Origin of the sequence: Methylobacterium sp. 275MFSha3.1, assembly GCF_900108435.1 — a bacterium.
Classification (GTDB): domain Bacteria; phylum Pseudomonadota; class Alphaproteobacteria; order Rhizobiales; family Beijerinckiaceae; genus Methylobacterium.
Window position 1 is genome coordinate 180,183 of sequence record NZ_FNWP01000006.1, and the last position, 17,376, is coordinate 197,558.

Below are 17,376 nucleotides of genomic sequence, written 5' to 3' on the forward strand. Positions count from 1 at the left end.
CCTACCGGCCCGCCGTCACCGCGCGCGCCACAGCGCCCCGATCAGGCCCAGGGCGGCGAGCGCCAGCGCGAGGAGCATCCACCACAGGGCCCCCGGCCCGACATGGGTGAGCACGACGGCCCCAGCCGGCGGCGCCAGGGCCTGGGCGGCCAGGGCCGGCCGGGCGAGGCGGCCGACCACCAGCGGGTAGCGCACGGGGCCGAACAGGGCGAGCGGGACCGTGCCGCGAGCGATCGAGTAGATCCCGTTGCCGCCCGCGTAGAGCACCAGCCAGAGCGCCACGCCCGGCAGCCCGGCCGCAAGGAGCCACAGCCCGAGGGCGATCAGGCCGAAGGCGGCCGTCAGTGTCCAGAGCGGGTGGTGGCGGCCCTTGAGGGAGATCTCGGCGACGCGGGCGCTCACCTGCGCGGGCCCGATCAGCGCCCCGTACGAGACGGCGGCGGCGAGCGACACGCCGCGCGCCTGCAGCAGGGTGAGCAGGTGGACCGACACCTGGGACATGATCGCGCCGCCGAGGACCAGCACCCCCGCGAACAGCAGGAACGCGCGGCGCTCTTGGGTCGATAGCGGCGCGGACCCCGTTCCCTGTGGCCCGTCGGAGACCGGGAGTGCCGGCGCGTGCGGGATCATCGCGAGGATGAGCGGCAGCGTCACCGCGAGGTGCAGGCCGGCATAGGTGAGACAGGCGCCCCGCCAGCCGATATGGGCCACCAGGAAGGCCGAGAGCGGCCAGCACACGGTGCTGGCGAACCCGCCCCAGAGGGTCAGCGTGGTGATGGCCGGCCGCGCGGCCGCGCCGTAGAGCCGCCCGAGGGTCGCGAAGGCGGGGTCGTACAGGCCGCAGCCCATGCCGGCGCCGAGGATCAGCCAGCCGGCGAGATAGATCGGCAGGTTCGGCGCCACGGCCACGACGGTCAGCCCGGCGGCGAGGAGCAGCGCCGCGAGGGCGAGGACCGGCCGCCCGCCGTGCCGGTGGATCGCCGCCCCGACATGCGGCGAGGCGAGGGCCGCGACGAGGAGGCCGAAGGCCAGTCCGCCGACCACCCAGGCGAGGGGCCAGCCGGTGCTCTCGGCGATGGGGGCCGCCATCACCGCCGGCAGGTAGAACGACGAGCCCCAGGCGAGGATCTCCACGACGCCGAGTGCGGCGATCACCGGCCAGCGGCTGGCTTCGCTCATGTCTGGACCGCCGCCGCCACAGCCCGCGGGCGCTCAGGCCGTGGCGACACGGCGGCCCTGCTCGTCGACCACCGGCTCGCCGTCCTCCTTCACGAACCCGCCCCGCTGCGGCGGCAGGAGATCCAGCACCGCCTCCGAGGGGCGGCACAGGCGTACGCCCTTCGGCGTGACCACGAGCGGCCGGTTGAGCAGGATCGGATGCGCCGCGACGGCGTCGAGCAACTGCCCGTCGGTGAGGTCCGGGTTGCCGAGGTCGAGCTCGGCGTAGGGCGTGCCCTTCTCCCGGAGCACGTCGCGCACAGACAACCCGGCGCGGTCGAGGAGCTGCAGCAGCAGCGCGCGGGCCGGCGGCGTCTTGAGATACTCGATCACGTGGGGTTCGATCCCGGCGTTACGGATCATCGCGAGGGTGTTGCGCGACGTGCCGCAGGCCGGATTGTGGTAGATCACGACGTCGAACGGCTCAGACATGTGCTGCGTCTCCCGAGGGGCTGAGGCAGGCGGCCAGGGTCTCCGCCGCCGGCGTGCAGATCTCCGCGCGGCCCTGGCAGCAATCGCGCATCAGGAACGCGATCAGATCGGCCAGCACCGGGTAGGCGGCGCTGTAGAGGATGGAGCGACCGTCGCGCCGCGAACCGACCAGCCCGGCGCGGCTCAATTCCTTCAGGTGATGCGACACCGTGGCGGCCGACACGCCGACCGCCGCGGCCAGCGTCCCGGAGGCGAGCCCTTCCGGACCGGCTCTCACCAGCGCCCGCACCAGCCGCAGCCTGTGCTCCTGCGCCAGGGCCGCGAAGGCCGCCAGGGCTTGCGCGTCGTCCATTTTCCCGACAATCTTCAAACGGTTGTTTGAACGTATGAGAAAGCGTCCCGGTGAGCAAGAGCCCGGCCCCTGCCCCTTCGGTCCGTGACGGCCTGCCGAATCTCAGCGCGGCGCATTTCGCAACGCCGACCGACGGGGCCGGTCGGGGGACCCCGCTCGCGCACGCGCCGCGCTTCCTGATCCTGTACGGGTCGCTCCGCGAGCGCTCCTTCAGCCGGTTCCTGGCCTATGAGGCCGCGCGGCTCCTGGAGGCGATGGGCGGCGAGGTCCGCATCTACCACGCCGACGGCCTGCCGCTGCCCGACGACGCGACCGCCGACCATCCGAAGGTGCGGGAGATCCGCGCCCTCTCGGCCTGGTCCGAGGGGCAGGTCTGGGTCTCGCCCGAGCGGCACGGCGCGCTCACCGGCGTGATGAAGAGCCAGATCGACTGGCTGCCCCTGTCCGAGGGGAGTCTGCGCCCGACGCAGGGCCGGACCCTCGCGGTGATGCAGGTCTCGGGCGGCTCCCAGAGCTTCAACGCCGTGAACGCCCTGCGCGTCCTCGGCCGCTGGATGCGGATGATCACGATCCCCAACCAGTCCTCGGTGCCGATGGCCTACCGGGAGTTCGACGAGGCGGGCCGTATGAGGCCCGGGCCGCTCTACGACCGGGTCGTCGACGTGTGCGAGGAACTCATGAAGTTCACGCTGCTGACCCGCGGATGCGCCGATTACCTCGTGGACCGCTACAGCGAGCGCAAGGAGCGCGATCCCGACCGGCTCGCCGGTGTCGCGGCCGATATCGGCTTCGCGAAGCCCTCACCGCCGGGCGCCTGAGCCCCGCCGGCCCGAGCGCGCCGCCACGCGGTCCGGCCCGGGCCGAAGCTCACTGGAATCGCCGCATCTCCGGCGCCAGCGAGCGCCCCGCTTCGAGGAGGGCGCGGACCTTGCGGGTCGCGTGCTGGAGGATGTCCGGCCGCGCATCCTCGTAGGACGTCTCCTCGACGAAGCTCCGCAGGGCCTCCGTGATCCGGTCCTCGATCTCGTCCATCAGGGCGAGCCCCTCCGGACCTTCCCGCCGCAGATGCGCGTCTGCGAGCGTCAGGTAGGCGGCGCTCGCCAGCAGGAAGGCGATCCCGTTCGCCTCCTGAGCCGCCGCGGAGCTCGCGTCGCCGCCGTCCATGCCGTCTGCGACGTCGTCGTCCATCGGCTCACATACTCCCCGTTCGTTGCTCACGCTGTGCCGCTCCCGCCGCGTCGCGCCAAGTAGAGAAAAAGGGTCGGTCCCCGTCCCCATTCGGGCGACGTCGGGGCCCGATCCGGACCGCCGGCCCCGCGTCGCCGCCGGGCGCCGGACCGGTCCGCTCGGCTCTCCCCAGGCCTCAATGGCCCGGATCGGCGCGGTCCTCGGTCGCGCGCCGCTCGCGCATCCGGAGCAGTGCCCGGCGCCAGGCATCCACCACCGCCGCGCGTGCGCGGGCATCATTCTCGCGGTCGGACTCCGCCGTCCGGGCCTTGCCGTCGGCCTGCCTGCTCCGGGCTCTCGGATCTCGGTTCATGATCGCCTCCTGTCGTGTCCAGACCGAGAGACACCGGATCCCGGGACGCCGCGGTGAGGCGGCGCACGCGGACCATGGAAATCGCGTGCGGCGGAGCACAGGCGGCCGACGGCCCCGCGACGCGCGCAATTTTTCTGATCGTGGACCGAAGAGTTTTTCAGGAGCGCCCACACTCATTTTCGGAGTACTGTCACGGCGCCGGCATGTGCCCTCGTGCGATGCCGCAAATATTGATGCGGTGCAATAACGATCGTATTCAAAACTCAGCCGATCTCCGGGGCCGAGACGTCCCGGCACCACGGGGGCGGCGCATGGCACAGGCGGAGGCGACGGGCATCACGGCCGGCCGCACCTCCACGTGCCGGGGAGGATCACGGGCTCCATGAGGAAGAACAAGGTCATCTCGGCGGAGGAGGCGATCGCGCTGATCCGCGAGAACGACGTCGTGACCACCACGGGGTTCGTCCAGAGCTGCATCCCGGAGGCCCTGCACGCCGCCCTCGAGAAGCGGTTCGTCGAGACCGGATCACCCCGCGGCCTCACCCTGATCATGACGGCCGGCGCCGGCGACAGCAAAGGGCTCGGCACCGGCCGCCTGCACCATGACGGCCTCCTCACGCGGGTCATCGCGGCCAATTTCGGCCGCATGCCCAAGGTCGCCAAGGCCGCGCAGGACAACCTGATCCGCGGCTACAACCTGCCCCAGGGCGTGATCTCCCAGCTCTACCGGGCCTGCGCGGCGGGTCAGCCGGGCCTGTTCTCGAAGGTCGGCCTGAAGACCTACGTCGACCCGCGCCACGGAGGCGCCAAGGTCAACGAACTGACCACCGAGGACATCGTCAAGCTCGTCGAGGTCGATGGCGAGGAGTGGCTGTTCTACACGGCGACCAAGATCGACGTGGCCTTCATCCGGGCCACCTCGGCCGATCCGTCGGGCAACCTCTCCTACGAGAAGGAGGCGCTGACCCTGGACTGCCTCGCCCAGGCCATGGCGGCCCGCAACAACGGCGGCATCGTCATCGCCCAGGTCGAGCGCATCGTCGACGACGGCTACCTCCTGCCGAAGGACGTGCGCGTGCCCGGCATCCTCGTCGACTGCGTGGTGGTCGCCGAGCCCGAGATGCACCGGATGAACTACGGCGTGATGCACGACGCGGCGCTCGCCGGCGAGATCCGGGTTCCGGTCACCGGCATCAAGCGGATGGCGCTCAACGAGCGCAAGATCATCGCGCGCCGCGCCGCCTTCGAGCTGCCGCCGAACGGCGTGGTCAATCTCGGCGTCGGCGCGCCCGAGGGCATCTCGTCGGTCGCCAACGAGGAGAAGATCACCCCCTACATCACCCTCACCACCGAGGCGGGCGCGGTCGGCGGGGTGCTGGCGTCCGGTTCGAGCTTCGGCGCGGCCACGAACGCCGACTGCATCATCGACCAGAACCAGATGTTCGACTTCTACGACGGCGGCGGCCTCGACATGACCTGCCTGGGCATGGCCGAGTGCGACGCGGCCGGCAACGTCAACACCTCGCGGTTCGGCGGCAAGCTGAACGGCTGCGGCGGCTTCATCAACATCTCGCAGAACGCCCGCACCGTCGTGTTCGCCGGGACGTTCACGGCCGGCGGTCTCGAGATCGCGGTGTCCGACGGTCAGGTGCGCATCGTGAACGAGGGCAGGGCCCGCAAGTTCGTCACCCAGGTCCAGCAGAACACCTTCTCGGGCCCCTACGCGGTCGAGCGGTCGCAGCCGGTCCTCTACGTGACCGAGCGGTGCGTCTTCCAGCTGACTCCGGAGGGCTTGGAGCTGATCGAGGTCGCGCCGGGGATCGACATCGAGCGCGACATCCTCGCCCACATGGATTTCGCCCCCGTCGTGCGCAATCCGGTGCCGATGGATCCGCGCATCTTCCGCGAGGAGCCGATGGAGCTGATCTCGGATCTGCTCAACCTCGATCTGAAGTCCCGCGTCAGCTACGACGGCGAGCGCAACATCCTCTTCGTCAACCTGGAAGGCTGGTACTGCCGGGTGAAGGGCGACATGGACGAGCTGCGCATGACCATCGTCGAGGCCTGCCGGAAGGCGGGCCAGCGGGTCAACGCCGTGATCAATCACGACGGCTTCCGGCTCAACGAGAACTTGGTCGACGACTACGCCGGCATGGTCCAGTACCTGCAGGCGAACTACTACGCGACCACGACCCGCTACGCGACCAGCGCCTTCCTGCGCCTCAAGATGGAGGAGGCCCTGAACAAGCGCGGGGTCGCGCCGCACGTCTTCGAGCGCAAGGAGGAGGCGCAGGCCTTCGTCAGCAGCACCGAGGACAAGAAGGCCCGCAAGCGCATTTCCCCGGCGGTCGCGTCGGCGGCGTGACGGCCGGCCGGGCCCGCTCCGGGCGCGCCCGGCCCCGCTCGCGCCACGGCGCGGTCGGTGCCGCGGCCTGCCTCAGGCGACCGGCAGGCCGAGGACCCGCCGCGATTCCTCGGACAGCACCGCGTGGCGCGCCGATTCGGGGCCGTCATTCGGCGTCCGCGCGGCCGCCTGCGTGACGAGGTCCCGGAACCGCTTCTTGTCGAGGGCGCGGCCGCGCAGGCTTCCGAGCACGGCGTCCAGCACCATGCGGACCGCCCGGGCGCGCTGGCGCTCGCGCTCCAGTTCGGCGGCGAGCAGCGGATCCCCGAACTGGGCCGCGCCGAGCGGCGCCACCAAGACGGCGCCGTCGATGACGGCGGGATCCCGGTCGTCGGTCTCGACCGCAGAATCCGTGATGCCGTCGAGAATCTTGGTCGCCTCGGTCAGCAGGATCTTGTGCTGGACCGCCGCCGAGAGGTTCCCCGGAACCTTCTGGCTCGCCGCGGCGATCAGGCGCTTGAACTTGGCCCGATCCAGCCCGAAACGGCCGATGCTGGCCCGGAGCGCTGCCAGCACGGTGCGGAGCGCCTCGGTCCGGTAGGTCGCCTTGAGGAGCTGATCCCGCAGCGCCCCCGCCGAGGCCATCTCGACGAAGGACGTCTCGGGCAGTTGCTGCACCTGTTCCGCCAGCTCAACGATGGCGCGCTGCATCAGCGCGGTACGCTGCTCGCGGATCTCGCCCGGCTCCAGCTGCTGGCGTCCCTTGTGGAGCCACACGAAGAATTCCGTCGCGTCCCGGTCGAGGAAATCTTCGACGCGCAGATCGATGTAGCCGAGCTGCGCCAGCTCCAGGATCATCAGATTGAAGCTCGCCGGCACGAACACCCAGGCATGGGCGTCGGCGTAGTAGGGCAGTTGCGCGGCGCCGAGCCACTGCGGCTCGTCGGTGAGCGGATTCGCGGGAATGGCCGGCCGCGTGTCCTGGCCCGACCAGGCGCCGACCGTGCCGTTGTCCTTCAGCGCCATGTTCAAGGCGTAGTCGATGTGGGTCCGGACCGTGTGCCGGTTCCGCTTCTCCAGGAACGCCGCGACCGCGTCCGCCGTCCCGGTGAGGGAACGGTAGAAATCGAAGCATTTGCGCTTGTCGGGCACGGCCAGGATCACCACGCCGTCCGGCCGAAGCAGCGTCTCGGCGGCGCGCAGGAAGGTCACGATGTCGGTCGTGTGCTCGATGACGTGGCTGGCGATGAACGCGTCGAAGGTGCCGTGCTGGTCGACCGGGACCGCGTCCGCGATCGAGCCGCCTGTCCAGACGAAATCGACCTCCTCGATGCGGTCGACCGTCTGGTCGTGATACTTCTCGATGAGCTCCGAGCGCGGCGCGTGATCGATGACGAACGTGTTCCAGCCGTCGCGCTTCGGCGCGAGCGGGCTGAAGCTCGGGCCAATCTCCACGATGCGGGCGTCCTTGGTCAACGACCTCAGGAGTTGCTGCGCACGATCCATTGCCACTAAGCTCCGATCAAACGCTTCGCGAATGCGCTGTAGAAGCGCGGTGAAGGCCGCGTTGGCGGGAAGGAATACCGTTGCACAAGAGGCCGCTCGCCGCCGTCACGATGGCCTACAACGAAACGACCATGCTTCCGCTCTGGCTGAAGCACTACGAGCGACAAGTCGGGGCTGAAAACTGTTATATTCTCGACCACGGTTCCGACGACGGCTCGACGACCGGACTGCGCGCGAACGTCGTCCGGTTGCCGCGGTTGCCCCTGAACGAGTGGGAGCGCGCCCACACGGTCAGGGATTTCTGCGCATCGCTGTTCATCGGCTTCAAATATGTTCTCTATGCGGATAGCGACGAGTTGATCCTCCCCGATCCGGAGGTATCGCCGACTCTCTCCGATTACATCGCCGTGCGGCCGCTGCCCCCCATCCTCGATCTGTTCGGGGCAGACGTCATGCACGTCGGGGACGAGGCTCCTATCGACGTCGCGGCGCCGATCTCCGGCCAGCGGGGCTACATCCGGCCGATATCCACCCTGTGCAAGGCGACCATCGTGTCGGAGCGGGTCGACTGGCACGTCGGCTTCCACTGCCTGATCCAAGATCACCGCCCCGATTTCCGCGACCTGTTCCTGTTCCACCTGGCGTATCTGGACCACGACATCCTCTTCAGGCGTCAGCAGAAGCGGAATGCGGCCGCACCGATCGGCATCCCGAACTCCCACCACGCCATCGACCCGACGGAGTTCCTGGCCTTCGTGAAGGCCGATATCGGTCGCGTCCCGCGCCGCCCCGTTCAGATGCGTCCGGGTGAGGCCCATTTCGAGACCACGAAGCGGTTGTTCGCCGACGCGATCGAGCGCAAGAGCGCGATCCAGGCGCCCGACCTCTGGACGCTGCCCGAGCGCTTCGTCGGATCCTTCTAGGGCAGGACAGTCGAACCGGCTCGGAGAACGCCGCGTCTGTGCCGGCACGGCCATCCAGTATATCTCGGGCCGCCCGACGCCGCTTCGGCCACGCCGGCGAACCCTTGGGGAGCTTCGACCCTGCGCGACGATCAGAGCCTCATCGCGCCGGGCGCGGACCGGAGCAACGCCGCCGCGCCCTGGGTCGAACGCGTCGCGGATCTCGCGCACGCGGCGCTCATCGGCGAACTGGAGACCTGGCCCAAGCCCGGCCTCGTGAGCCCGGTCGATTCCGGCAGCCACGACGACATGGATGCGGAGACGCTCCGCCGCAGCGCGGCGGCGCTCCGGCCGTTCTTCGCAGAACTGGTCGCGGCGGGCGCCCGCGATGCCGTAATGGCGGAACTCCGGGCAATCGGTCTGGCCGCCGAGACCGCGATGATGCGGGCGACCGGCGGCGTCAACGCGCATCGGGGCGCCATCTTCTCGCTGGGGCTGATCTGTGCCGCCGCGGGAGCGCGGGGCGTGGGGCCCGGTGCAGAGCGCGCGAGCGCCGAAGGGCTGGCGGAGGCGGTCGGTCATCTCTGGGGGACAGCGATCACCCGGGCGCCGGTCTCGGCCGTCAGCCACGGCGGCCGCGCGGCGCGGCGCTTCGGCGTCGGTGGCGCCAGCGCCGAGGCCGCGGCGGGCTTTCCGACCATCCGCGCCGTCGCCCTGCCCGCTCTCCGCTTCGGTCGATCGTGCGCCCCCGGCGATGCCGAGGCGGCCCGCGTGCACTGCTTCTTCGCCCTCCTGGCGGTCGTCGACGACACGAACCTCTTGCACCGCGGCGGTGCCGACGGCCTCGTCGGCGCGCGCGCGGCCGCCGCGACCTTTCTCGACGCCGGAGGCATCGCGGCCCTCGACTGGCGGGCGCGCGCGGCGGCGATCCACCGCGCCTTCGTGGCCGCGCGCCTGAGCCCCGGCGGCTGCGCCGATCTCCTCGCCGCGACGCTGCTGCTGGACGCCCTCGCCTCCCCACCCTGACGCGCGCGCAGCCCCGGGGCGCGTCGGTCGCAGTTTCGCGGATGCGGGCTCTACCTACATGCGGATTCTATCCCGCCCTCCCCCCCGGACCGCCCGTGACCCTGTTCAGGATCGCCCTCCTCGCGTTCGCCGCGCTCTTCCTCGTGCCGGTGGCGATCTCCGCCCTGCTCTACGCGACGCGGGCGAGCGGCGACTGGCGTCTGGCGGATCGGTCCAGCGCCGGCCTGCTGCCGCGCGCGGATGCGCATCCCGGCGCCGTGCTGCGCATCTTCTCGGCGCGGACCGTGAGCTGGCGCGGCATCGTGGCCACGCACAGCTGGATCGTCGTCAAGGAGCGCGGCGCCCGCGCCTACAGCCGGTTCGACTACACGGCCTGGGGCCAGCCGATCTGGGTCGACCGGTTCGTGCCGGACGGACGCTGGTTCGGGAACCCGCCTACGGTGGTGTTCGCGGCCGACGGCGTCGAGGCGGAGGCGATGCTGCCGCGGATCCGGCAGGCCGTGGCCGAGTACCGGTTCAGCCGGCCCGGCGACTACGTCGTGTGGCCCGGCCCGAACTCGAACACCTTCGTGGCCGCCGTCATGGCGGCGGTGCCGGAGATCCGCGAGAGCCTGCCCACCACCGCGATCGGCAAGGACTTCCCCTATGACGGGCGCTGGATCGGTCTGACGCCCTCGCGGACCGGGATCCGCATCAACCTCGGCGGCTATGCCGGGGTCACCCTCGGCTGGGTCGAGGGCCTGGAGCTGAACCTGCTCGGCGGCGTCGCCGGGATCGACCTGCGCCGGCCCGGTCTCAAGCTGCCGGCCCTGGGTCGGGTCGGGCTCTGAGCACCGACGCGCTCCCGGGGCGCGCGACCGTCGGCGCCCCGGGACGCGCCGCTCACGGCGCGAGGTCGTGGACCGGCTCCTTCACCGGCGTGGCGCTGCTGTTCAGCACGGTGCTGCCGGTCGAGACCGGCTTCAGCACGGCCCGGTCGATCTGCGGCGGGGTCGGGAGCTGGAGCTGCGCGCTCGTGTCGGCCCACTCGCGCGCGACGCGGTCGGGATCGTCGTTGAGCTTCGTGCCGTAGCTCGGCACGATCTCCCGGATCTTCGCCTGCCATTCCGGCGTGGCGACCTTCTGGGCGAAGACCTTCTCCAGCACCTGCAGCATGATCGGCGCCGCCGTGGAGGCGCCGGGCGAGGCCCCGAGGAGCGCCGCGATGCTGCCGTCCCTGGCGTTGACGATCTCGGTGCCGAGCTTCAGCACGCCGCCCTTGTTCGGGTCGCGCTTGATGATCTGCACCCGCTGCCCCGCCTGCCAGAGGCGCCACTCCTCCTTCTTGGCCTTCGGGAAGTACTCGCGCAGCGCCGCGATCCGGTCGTCGTCCGACAGCATCAGCTGCCCCGCCAGGTACTCGACCAGCGGGAACTCGTCGACGCCGACCTTCATCATCGGCCAGATGTTGCTGGTGGTCGTGGAGCTGAGGAGGTCGAAGTACGAGCCCTCCTTTAGGAACTTGGTCGAGAAAGTCGCGAACGGCCCGAACAGGATCACGCGCTTGCCGTTGATCACGCGGGTGTCGAGATGCGGCACCGACATCGGCGGGGAGCCCACGGACGCCTTGCCGTACGCCTTGGCGAGATGGAGCGTGGCGACGTCGGGATTGTCGTTGATCAGGAACGAGCCGCCCACCGGGAAACCGGCATACTCGTCGCCCTCGGGGATGCCGGATTTCTGCAGGAGGTGCAGGGCACCGCCGCCCGCGCCGATGAACACGAACTTGGCGTCGGTCGTCCGGCGCGTCCCGTCCTTCAGGTTCTTGGCGGTCACCCGCCACGAGCCGTCGCCGTTCTTGGTGATGCTCTCGACCTCGGTGGAGAGCCGGAGGTTGAAGCTCGGCTGCTTCTGCAGGTGGGCGACGTACTGGCGGGTCACCTCGCCCCACTCGCAGTCGGTCCCGAGCGGCGACCAGGTGGCGGCGACCTTCTGCTTCGGGTCGCGGCCCTCCATCATCAGCGGCACCCACTTGCGGAGCTGCTCGGGATCCTCCGAGTACTCCATGCCGGCGAAGAGCGGGCTCGCCTTCAGGGCCTCCCAGCGCTTCTTCAGGTAGGCGATGTTGTCGTCGCCCCAGACGAAGCTCATGTGGGGCGTGTAGTTGATGAAGGCGCGCGGGTCCGTCATCACGCCGGTCCTGACCTGATGCGCCAGGAACTGCCGGGTCACCTGGAACGCCTCGTTGATCTCCACCGCCTTGGCGATCTCGATCTGCCCGTTCTTCTTCTCGGGCGTGTAGTTCAGCTCCGCCAGGGCCGAGTGTCCTGTGCCGGCGTTGTTCCAGCCGTTCGAGCTCTCGAGGGCGACCTGATCCAGCCGTTCGACCATCTGGATCGACCAGTTCGGCTCCAGCGCGTTCAGCCAGACGCCCAGCGTCGCGCTCATGATCCCGCCGCCGATCAGCAGCACGTCGACCTTGCTGTCCGCGCCCTCGGCCAGGGCCAGCGCGCCCGGCAGGGCCGCCAGCGCCAGGCCGGTGGCGGCCGTGCCGAGGAGCCGCCGCCGGCTCAGGGGCAGCACGTCCGCGGCCCGGCGGTCGCGCCGGTGTTGGGTCTCGTCGTCGCCACGCATGGGCAGATCCCGCTTTTGCGTACCGCACGGCCCGATCGGCCGCCGCGCGTACGGAAGACACTCGATGCGACGGGCGCGAATCCCGCCCGTCCGGCCTTCCGGATCGTTTCCCCGTTCCCGTCGCGGCACGCTCGCGGTCTCGCGCGACCCGGCACGACGGTCCTGCCCTGGCCCGCATCGCGTCCGTCGCCCCCGAGCCGCACGGATCGTGGGACGACGAGGCGCGCTCGCGCGACGCAGAGGCCTTCCCTCCGCCTAGGCGCGCGATCTCGCCGGAGAACGGATCACCGGTTCAAGACCTCGCTCGCGCGGTGGCGCGATTGCCGGGTGGGCGGGAAGATGCTGGCTGGCTTGGCTCAGCAGATTCGTGGTGGCCTCATAGAGGACGGGGCCTGAAAGGACAATTACTGCCAGGGTTGCAATCGCCGCCATCCTGTCAGTCCGTCGCGACGACCGGCGCGCATGGCGGCGACCCGCCGATAGACTGGCCGCGATCGGTCGCCCGATCGGTCGCCCGGTCCGTCGCTCGACGCGACGGCGTGGCGAAGGCGCGCCGCTACGGGATGTGCTTGAACCAGATGATGCTGCGCGACAGGCGGCCGTCATCCCAGTTGGGCATCACGCGCCAGGGAGTCGTGACGTCGGCGTAGTCGCCCTCGATATGGATGGTGCGGCGCTGCTCGGTGCCGACCCATTCGGGCGCCCACGCGGTCTGCACGCTGGTGACCCACTGGTCACCCTCGATCCGGTAGCGGCCGATATAGGCGACGAGGGTCTTCATCAGCGCGGCCCGCTCGGCGTCGGTGGTCGCCGGCGTGCGGGCGCTGCCCTCGAGGTTGAAGGCGACCCAGCCGTCCTTGGTGAAGATGACGCGACCGCGCGGCGTGCCGCCCATGGCGTCGACGAGCGTGCCGGTCTCCTTGTCCTCGACCTTGTAGGAGACGAGTTCCCAGGTGCCGACGATCCGGTCCGCCAAGCGCGCCCCGACCACCGCCGCGCCGACGCGGTCCGGCGCGGAGGCGCTCCAGGCCAAGTCGGCCGCCAGGACACCGGAGAGCGCCAGGAGGATACGGACGGCCGCGGCGGCCGATCGTTGTGCGGGCATGGTCTGGACCGGGGACTCGCGTGTCGCGGCGCCGGATCGCGCCGCCACCGCGTTCTGCGGGCCGGCACGGCGCGTTCCAAGCGCCGCGCGAGCAGTGCTGGTAGACCGTCTGCGCGCTTGCCGCCGTTGCCGCGGGCGAGCCGTCGTCAGCCGCCGTTGCGGGCCATGCGGGTCGTGACCGTGCCGGCGGCGAGGCTCGGCAGCGGGTCCTGCGTGCCGCTGACGACCACCAGCCGCTGAACCTCGCCGCGCAGGAAGGCCTGGAGGAACCGGTCGTAGTCGCGGAACGACACGCAGCCGTTCGAGTCGCCGCGCGGGCCCAGCATATAGGTGTGTGCCAGAAGGCCGACACGGCCGTAGACCGCCTCGTTGCCGCCGACCGGCGTGAGGCGGATCGCCCGCACGCCGTGGAAGGGCCGTTCGCGCTCGGTGAGATCGTAGGTGCCGGGCGGAGTCGGGCCGCGCATCCGGACGTTGACGAGGCGCGGCTCGTCCAGCCCCTCGCCCAGGCCGGAATGCGCCTCCAGGCGCTCGCCGTTCGGAAGGGTCACGGTCCGGGCGGCGATGTTGTAGACCGCGATGCCGGCCGAGGGGCCCGGATCCCGGGCCGGGGCCAGCGGCGGCGAGACGCGCTGCTGCGGCGGCGCGACGTCGGCCGGCTTGCTCTCGAGCGCCGTGTAGGCCAGCGCCGGTCCGCGCTCGATGCCGAACAGCTTCTCGATGAACGAGCGCTCTTCGGGTTGGGGGATGGGCTGAGCCGCCGGCGGCACCTCGCGGCGCGCCATGCGCCGGTCGGACCGCCGGGCGAGTGCGGTGCCCGCGGGCCCGCGGAACTCGGGCGGACGGGGGATCGGCAGCGGGACCACCATCGCGCTGAGCGGTGTCTCGGCGACCTGCGTTCCGGGCTGCGCGTCGGCGCCGGCATCGGCGCCTTCGGGGACGGGTTCGGGCGTCAGCGAGGGTGGGGCGATCTGATTCCAGGCCCATCGTGACTGCGAATTGCCGAGGGCGTCGCGACCGGGCTCGGGCGATTCGGCGGCCTCCGGCTCGGCGGCGGCGGTCTCGGCCCTGTCCTCCGCGGACGGTGCGGGCACCGGCGCTTCCGTCCGGGCGTTCTCGATGCCGGTTACCGGGACCGGGGCGCGATGCAGGACGCTGCCCCCGAGGGCGGCGAGCGTCACCGCGCCGGTGAGCACCGTCAGGGGCGCGAGCCACGTGCTGCGCGCGTTCCGGGTCTTGAGGCCGTCCAGCGGCACGGATTCGACAGCCATCGCGGTTGCCCATGCTCCTCGTCGCGAGGCGGGGCTTGCCGGCTGCCGCCCTCCGCACAGGCTGCGGATCCGCGACGGGCGGACCGGCCCCGCTCAGCGTGAGACAGCGGGGTCGGGCCGGCTTTTCTGGGGCGATGCGATGGTCGATCTTGGCTCGATCGGGACCATTTTCGGGCGCGCCGCCGCAGTTCTCGCAATACGTCTCGGTCTATTCGAGGCCGAGATACTGCTAATTGTTGTCGATCTGGCGCCCGAGGATGGCGATCGCCTTCTCGTAGACCGGCGCCGCGTTCCAGCCCTGGATCGCCGCGAAGTTCGGCTCGCCGGGCTGGTAGCCGGCGCCGGCTCGCCAGCCATGGGCCTTGAGGAAATTGGCCGTGGACGACAGGGCGGCGCCGACGTTGTTGAGGTCGCCGGTGCCGTAGGCCAGCACGTTCTTCGGCAGGAACTGGGTGTGCCCGACCTCGCCGTGCGCCGCGCCGCGGGTATTCGGTGTCAGGAGCCCGCGATCGACCAGGGTCAGCGCAGCGTAGAGCTGGTCCGTGAAGTATTCGGAACGGCGGCAATCGTAGGCGAGCGTCGCGACCGCGGAGAGCGTGTTGACGTTGCCGCGCACCGCGCCGAAGCCGGTCTCCATGCCCCAGATCGCCAGGAGCGGGCCCGGCGGAACGCCGTAGCGCTGCTCGATCGAGTCGAAGAGGGCCGCGTTCTGCTGCTTCAGGGCGCGGCCCCGCTTGACGATGGTCGGGCCGCCGCGCTTGGCGAGGAACTGCTCCAGCGACAGCTTGAAGCTGTGCTGCCCCCGGTCCGCCGAGATAGTGGCGGTCGAGTAGGTGGTGTTCTGCAGCGCCGCGAGGCTGGCCGCGCTGGCCCGCCCGCGCGCCTCCTCGGCGAATTGCCGCTTCCACGCATCGAAGCCGGCCGCGGTGTTGCCGCACTGCGCGGCCTGCGCCTGCCCGGCGCTGAGAGCGATCCCGGCGATGGCCGCGACCGCGATGGTCTGACGCCGCAAATTCTCGATCACGCGAAACACTCCTTCGGCGCGTCGTCGCGCCCTGTCCTGCTGGGGATACCGGGTCACATCTCGTCGATATCAGGGCGAGAAGATGTCGAAGGCGCGACCTGCAGGCTTCCCGCCCTCAAATCATCGCGCATCTCGGGATCTGCGACGAGGCCGCAACGGCAGGGTGTTCGGAGCATCGTGAACACCGCGTGTGCGAGAAGCCGACGCGCGGCCGACGCGACGTCGAGGTCATCCGCGCCGGGCAAGATCAGGTAGCTCGAAGGGTCGCATATCACCCCTCGCGCATAGATTTGGCACGTAGCACATCAGTATTTTGCCAGCAAATGGAATGGCCGTTGGCGTGTTTGACGGATATGTCACAAGCTTGTCAAACGAACGACATAGCTTTGCCGGCGGAAAGACTTCAGCGGAGAGGCGGCGTGGGGTCGTTGATGATCCGGGCGGCGTGGCACGATCGAGATCCCGCCTCCCTCGCCCATTGTGACCGCCCCCTGCCTTGTCGCGACGCCGCTCGGCGCTCTCGAGGCGGACAAGCGCGAGCCCTTGGCCGGATCTTGGTCTGACCAAGCGGACGCGCGGTGACGCGAACTGAGCTGGTGAACGCCTGCCTCAGACCTGCAGCCGACGGTCGAGGCGAGCCGTCGGGCCGACCTAGCCGACAACGAGACAGGACGCCCATGGCCCTCGGAATGCACGACACCGGTTCCTCGCGCGCGGGCACGCTCGGGCCCGATCTCGACCGCGACGGCGTCGCCAAGGCCTACGGCCGCTGGGCCCCGGTCTACGATCTGGTCTTCGGGCCCGTCTTCGCGCAGGGCCGTACCCTGGCGGCGGCCGCCGCCGAACGGATCGGCGGCCGCATCCTGGAAGTCGGCGTCGGCACCGGCCTGTCGCTGCCGGCCTACAGGCGCGCCCGCAGCATCGTCGGCATCGATATCTCGGCCCCCATGCTCGAGAAGGCGCGTCAGCGCGTGGCGCGGCTGCGTTTGCGCAACGTGGAGCGCCTCGCCGTCATGGACGCCGAGCAGCTCGACTTCCCGGACGCCGCCTTCGACGTGGTGGTGGCGCAGTACGTCGTCACGGCTGTCCCCAATCCCGAGGCGGCGCTGGACGAGTTCGCCCGGGTGCTGCGCCCCGGCGGCGAGATCGTGATCACCACGCGGATCGGCGCCGAGGCCGGCCTGCGGCGGGCGGTGGAGCGCACCCTCGCTCCGGTGACGAGCCGCCTCGGATGGCGGACCGAGTTCGCCTGGGAGCGCTACGCGGCCTGGGCCGCCGGCGCGCCGGTGGAGATCGTCGAGCGCCGGGCGCTCCCGCCGCTCGGCCACTTCTCCCTGCTGCGCCTGCGCAAGCGCGCCGCCTGAACGCGCATCAGCTTCGACCAACCCACCACCATCGATCGGGGACCCACATCATGGCGAGTTTTCGGGAGGCACTGCGCGTCCAGCGCTGGGACGACCACCGCTACTATCACCACAACCGCGTCAATCAGAGCTTGCACGTGGTGAGCGCGATCAGCTTCCTGGTCGCCTACGCCCTGGCGTTCAGGGATCCGGCCGCGGCGGCCCTGATCGGCTGGCTGGTGGCGATGACCTCGCGGCAGGCCGGCCACCTGTTCTTCGAGCCCAAGGGCTACGACCACGTCAACGACGCGACCCACGAGCACAAGGAGGAGATCAAGGTCGGCTACAACCTGCAGCGGAAGGTCGTGCTCCTGGCGATCTGGGCCCTGTCGCCCCTGCCGCTCTACTTCGACCCGAGCCTGTTCGGCCTGATCGCGCCGCACCAGAGCACCGCGGACCTGATCCGCAACGTCGGCTGGATCTGGCTGTGGCTGGCGCTCGCCGGCCTGCTGTTCCGGATGGTGCAGCTCTTCGTCCAGCGCGACGTCCAGACCGGCCTCGTCTGGGTGACCAAGATCCTCACCGACCCGTTCCACGACATCAAGCTCTACCACAAGGCGCCGCTGGCCCTGCTGCACGGCGAGCTGGTCGAGGAGCGGGAGCCGCACGAGCGCGGCGCCTGAGCATAGGTCGCGCGCCG

17 protein-coding genes are annotated in these 17,376 nt (G+C 70.6%); 7 read left to right on the forward strand and 10 right to left on the reverse strand.

The window, feature by feature from the left end:
- Window positions 1-15 precede the first annotated feature (15 nt).
- Genes BLW78_RS08865 through BLW78_RS08875 form a run of 3 tightly spaced genes read right to left on the reverse strand, consistent with a single transcriptional unit; the run spans window position 16 to window position 2,002 of the window.
- On the reverse strand, window positions 16-1,179 hold the full coding sequence (locus BLW78_RS08865; RefSeq protein WP_091678667.1) for an MFS transporter: 1,164 nt from the start codon (window positions 1,177-1,179) through the stop codon (window positions 16-18).
- A 33-nt stretch (window positions 1,180-1,212) separates the two neighbouring features.
- Complete coding sequence (gene arsC / locus BLW78_RS08870) at window positions 1,213-1,650, reverse strand: arsenate reductase (glutaredoxin) (protein ID WP_091678670.1); 438 nt, start codon at window positions 1,648-1,650, stop codon at window positions 1,213-1,215.
- Entirely contained in the window at window positions 1,643-2,002 is a 360-nt protein-coding gene (locus tag BLW78_RS08875) for an ArsR/SmtB family transcription factor (protein WP_091678673.1), read from the reverse strand. Before BLW78_RS08875 ends, arsC begins: the two co-directional genes overlap by 8 nt.
- A gap of 50 nt (window positions 2,003-2,052) precedes the next feature.
- On the opposite strand from BLW78_RS08875, the gene arsH reads away from it, so the two are divergent.
- Window positions 2,053-2,820, forward strand: a complete 768-nt coding sequence (gene arsH / locus BLW78_RS08880; protein ID WP_091678676.1) for an arsenical resistance protein ArsH — start codon at window positions 2,053-2,055, stop codon at window positions 2,818-2,820.
- A 49-nt stretch (window positions 2,821-2,869) separates the two neighbouring features.
- Here the strand turns inward: arsH and BLW78_RS08885 are convergent, their stop codons facing one another.
- Together BLW78_RS08885 and BLW78_RS31325 are read right to left on the reverse strand one after the other, a co-directional pair.
- Entirely contained in the window at window positions 2,870-3,190 is a 321-nt protein-coding gene (locus BLW78_RS08885) for a hypothetical protein (RefSeq protein WP_020091721.1), read from the reverse strand.
- A gap of 175 nt (window positions 3,191-3,365) precedes the next feature.
- A complete protein-coding gene (locus BLW78_RS31325) occupies window positions 3,366-3,542 on the reverse strand; it encodes a hypothetical protein (protein ID WP_020091720.1) in 177 nt (58 codons plus the stop codon).
- 382 nt (window positions 3,543-3,924) lie between these two features.
- Here BLW78_RS31325 and BLW78_RS08890 point away from each other — a divergent pair, with 382 nt between their 5' ends.
- Window positions 3,925-5,907: an acyl CoA:acetate/3-ketoacid CoA transferase gene (locus BLW78_RS08890; protein WP_091678679.1), complete on the forward strand. Its 1,983-nt coding sequence runs from the start codon at window positions 3,925-3,927 to the stop codon at window positions 5,905-5,907.
- A gap of 72 nt (window positions 5,908-5,979) precedes the next feature.
- Here the strand turns inward: BLW78_RS08890 and BLW78_RS08895 are convergent, their stop codons facing one another.
- Window positions 5,980-7,392: a class I SAM-dependent methyltransferase gene (locus BLW78_RS08895; RefSeq protein ID WP_091678681.1), complete on the reverse strand. Its 1,413-nt coding sequence runs from the start codon at window positions 7,390-7,392 to the stop codon at window positions 5,980-5,982.
- 80 nt (window positions 7,393-7,472) lie between these two features.
- Between BLW78_RS08895 and BLW78_RS08900 the strand changes: the two genes are divergently transcribed.
- From BLW78_RS08900 to BLW78_RS08910, 3 genes are all read left to right on the forward strand, one after another.
- Window positions 7,473-8,315 carry a glycosyltransferase family 2 protein gene (locus BLW78_RS08900; RefSeq protein WP_091678683.1) on the forward strand — a complete coding sequence of 281 codons (843 nt, stop codon included), beginning with the start codon at window positions 7,473-7,475 and terminating at the stop codon, window positions 8,313-8,315.
- Between the two features lie 141 nt (window positions 8,316-8,456).
- Window positions 8,457-9,320, forward strand: a complete 864-nt coding sequence (gene mdcB / locus BLW78_RS08905) for a triphosphoribosyl-dephospho-CoA synthase MdcB (protein WP_244526876.1) — start codon at window positions 8,457-8,459, stop codon at window positions 9,318-9,320.
- A 95-nt stretch (window positions 9,321-9,415) separates the two neighbouring features.
- Complete coding sequence (locus BLW78_RS08910; RefSeq protein ID WP_091678689.1) at window positions 9,416-10,150, forward strand: DUF3750 domain-containing protein; 735 nt, start codon at window positions 9,416-9,418, stop codon at window positions 10,148-10,150.
- A gap of 52 nt (window positions 10,151-10,202) precedes the next feature.
- On the opposite strand, the gene mqo is transcribed toward BLW78_RS08910, so the two are convergent.
- The 4 genes from mqo to BLW78_RS08930 form a co-directional block, all read right to left on the reverse strand.
- Window positions 10,203-11,933 (reverse strand): malate dehydrogenase (quinone), encoded by a 1,731-nt coding sequence (gene mqo, locus BLW78_RS08915; protein WP_091678692.1) that lies wholly within the window; start codon window positions 11,931-11,933, stop codon window positions 10,203-10,205.
- 556 nt (window positions 11,934-12,489) lie between these two features.
- Entirely contained in the window at window positions 12,490-13,038 is a 549-nt protein-coding gene (locus BLW78_RS08920; RefSeq protein WP_244526866.1) for a lipocalin-like domain-containing protein, read from the reverse strand.
- Window positions 13,039-13,184: 146 nt separating this feature from the next.
- On the reverse strand, window positions 13,185-14,309 hold the full coding sequence (locus BLW78_RS08925) for a DUF2778 domain-containing protein (RefSeq protein ID WP_091678697.1): 1,125 nt from the start codon (window positions 14,307-14,309) through the stop codon (window positions 13,185-13,187).
- A gap of 229 nt (window positions 14,310-14,538) precedes the next feature.
- Window positions 14,539-15,333 (reverse strand): lytic murein transglycosylase, encoded by a 795-nt coding sequence (locus BLW78_RS08930; RefSeq protein WP_056521389.1) that lies wholly within the window; start codon window positions 15,331-15,333, stop codon window positions 14,539-14,541.
- A 677-nt stretch (window positions 15,334-16,010) separates the two neighbouring features.
- Between BLW78_RS08930 and BLW78_RS08935 the strand changes: the two genes are divergently transcribed.
- Window positions 16,011-16,697: a class I SAM-dependent methyltransferase gene (locus BLW78_RS08935; protein WP_020091710.1), complete on the forward strand. Its 687-nt coding sequence runs from the start codon at window positions 16,011-16,013 to the stop codon at window positions 16,695-16,697.
- Window positions 16,698-16,747: 50 nt separating this feature from the next.
- On the forward strand, window positions 16,748-17,359 hold the full coding sequence (locus tag BLW78_RS08940) for a DUF962 domain-containing protein (RefSeq protein WP_091678700.1): 612 nt from the start codon (window positions 16,748-16,750) through the stop codon (window positions 17,357-17,359).
- The last annotated feature ends 17 nt before the right edge of the window (window positions 17,360-17,376 follow it).

Excerpts from the sequence above, each read along its gene's own strand:
- BLW78_RS08935 (WP_020091710.1), top strand. The coding sequence starts at position 16,011 with ATGGCCCTCGGAATGCACGACACCGGTTCCTCGCGCGCGGGCACGCTC.
- BLW78_RS08920 (WP_244526866.1), bottom strand. The coding sequence starts at position 13,038 with ATGCCCGCACAACGATCGGCCGCCGCGGCCGTCCGTATCCTCCTGGCG.
- BLW78_RS08885 (WP_020091721.1), bottom strand. The coding sequence starts at position 3,190 with ATGGACGACGACGTCGCAGACGGCATGGACGGCGGCGACGCGAGCTCC.
- BLW78_RS08890 (WP_091678679.1), top strand. The coding sequence starts at position 3,925 with ATGAGGAAGAACAAGGTCATCTCGGCGGAGGAGGCGATCGCGCTGATC.
- BLW78_RS08875 (WP_091678673.1), bottom strand. The coding sequence starts at position 2,002 with ATGGACGACGCGCAAGCCCTGGCGGCCTTCGCGGCCCTGGCGCAGGAG.
- BLW78_RS31325 (WP_020091720.1), bottom strand. The coding sequence starts at position 3,542 with ATGAACCGAGATCCGAGAGCCCGGAGCAGGCAGGCCGACGGCAAGGCC.
- mqo (WP_091678692.1), bottom strand. The coding sequence starts at position 11,933 with ATGCGTGGCGACGACGAGACCCAACACCGGCGCGACCGCCGGGCCGCG.
- BLW78_RS08865 (WP_091678667.1), bottom strand. The coding sequence starts at position 1,179 with ATGAGCGAAGCCAGCCGCTGGCCGGTGATCGCCGCACTCGGCGTCGTG.
- BLW78_RS08895 (WP_091678681.1), bottom strand. The coding sequence starts at position 7,392 with ATGGATCGTGCGCAGCAACTCCTGAGGTCGTTGACCAAGGACGCCCGC.
- BLW78_RS08940 (WP_091678700.1), top strand. The coding sequence starts at position 16,748 with ATGGCGAGTTTTCGGGAGGCACTGCGCGTCCAGCGCTGGGACGACCAC.
- arsC (WP_091678670.1), bottom strand. The coding sequence starts at position 1,650 with ATGTCTGAGCCGTTCGACGTCGTGATCTACCACAATCCGGCCTGCGGC.
- BLW78_RS08925 (WP_091678697.1), bottom strand. The coding sequence starts at position 14,309 with ATGGCTGTCGAATCCGTGCCGCTGGACGGCCTCAAGACCCGGAACGCG.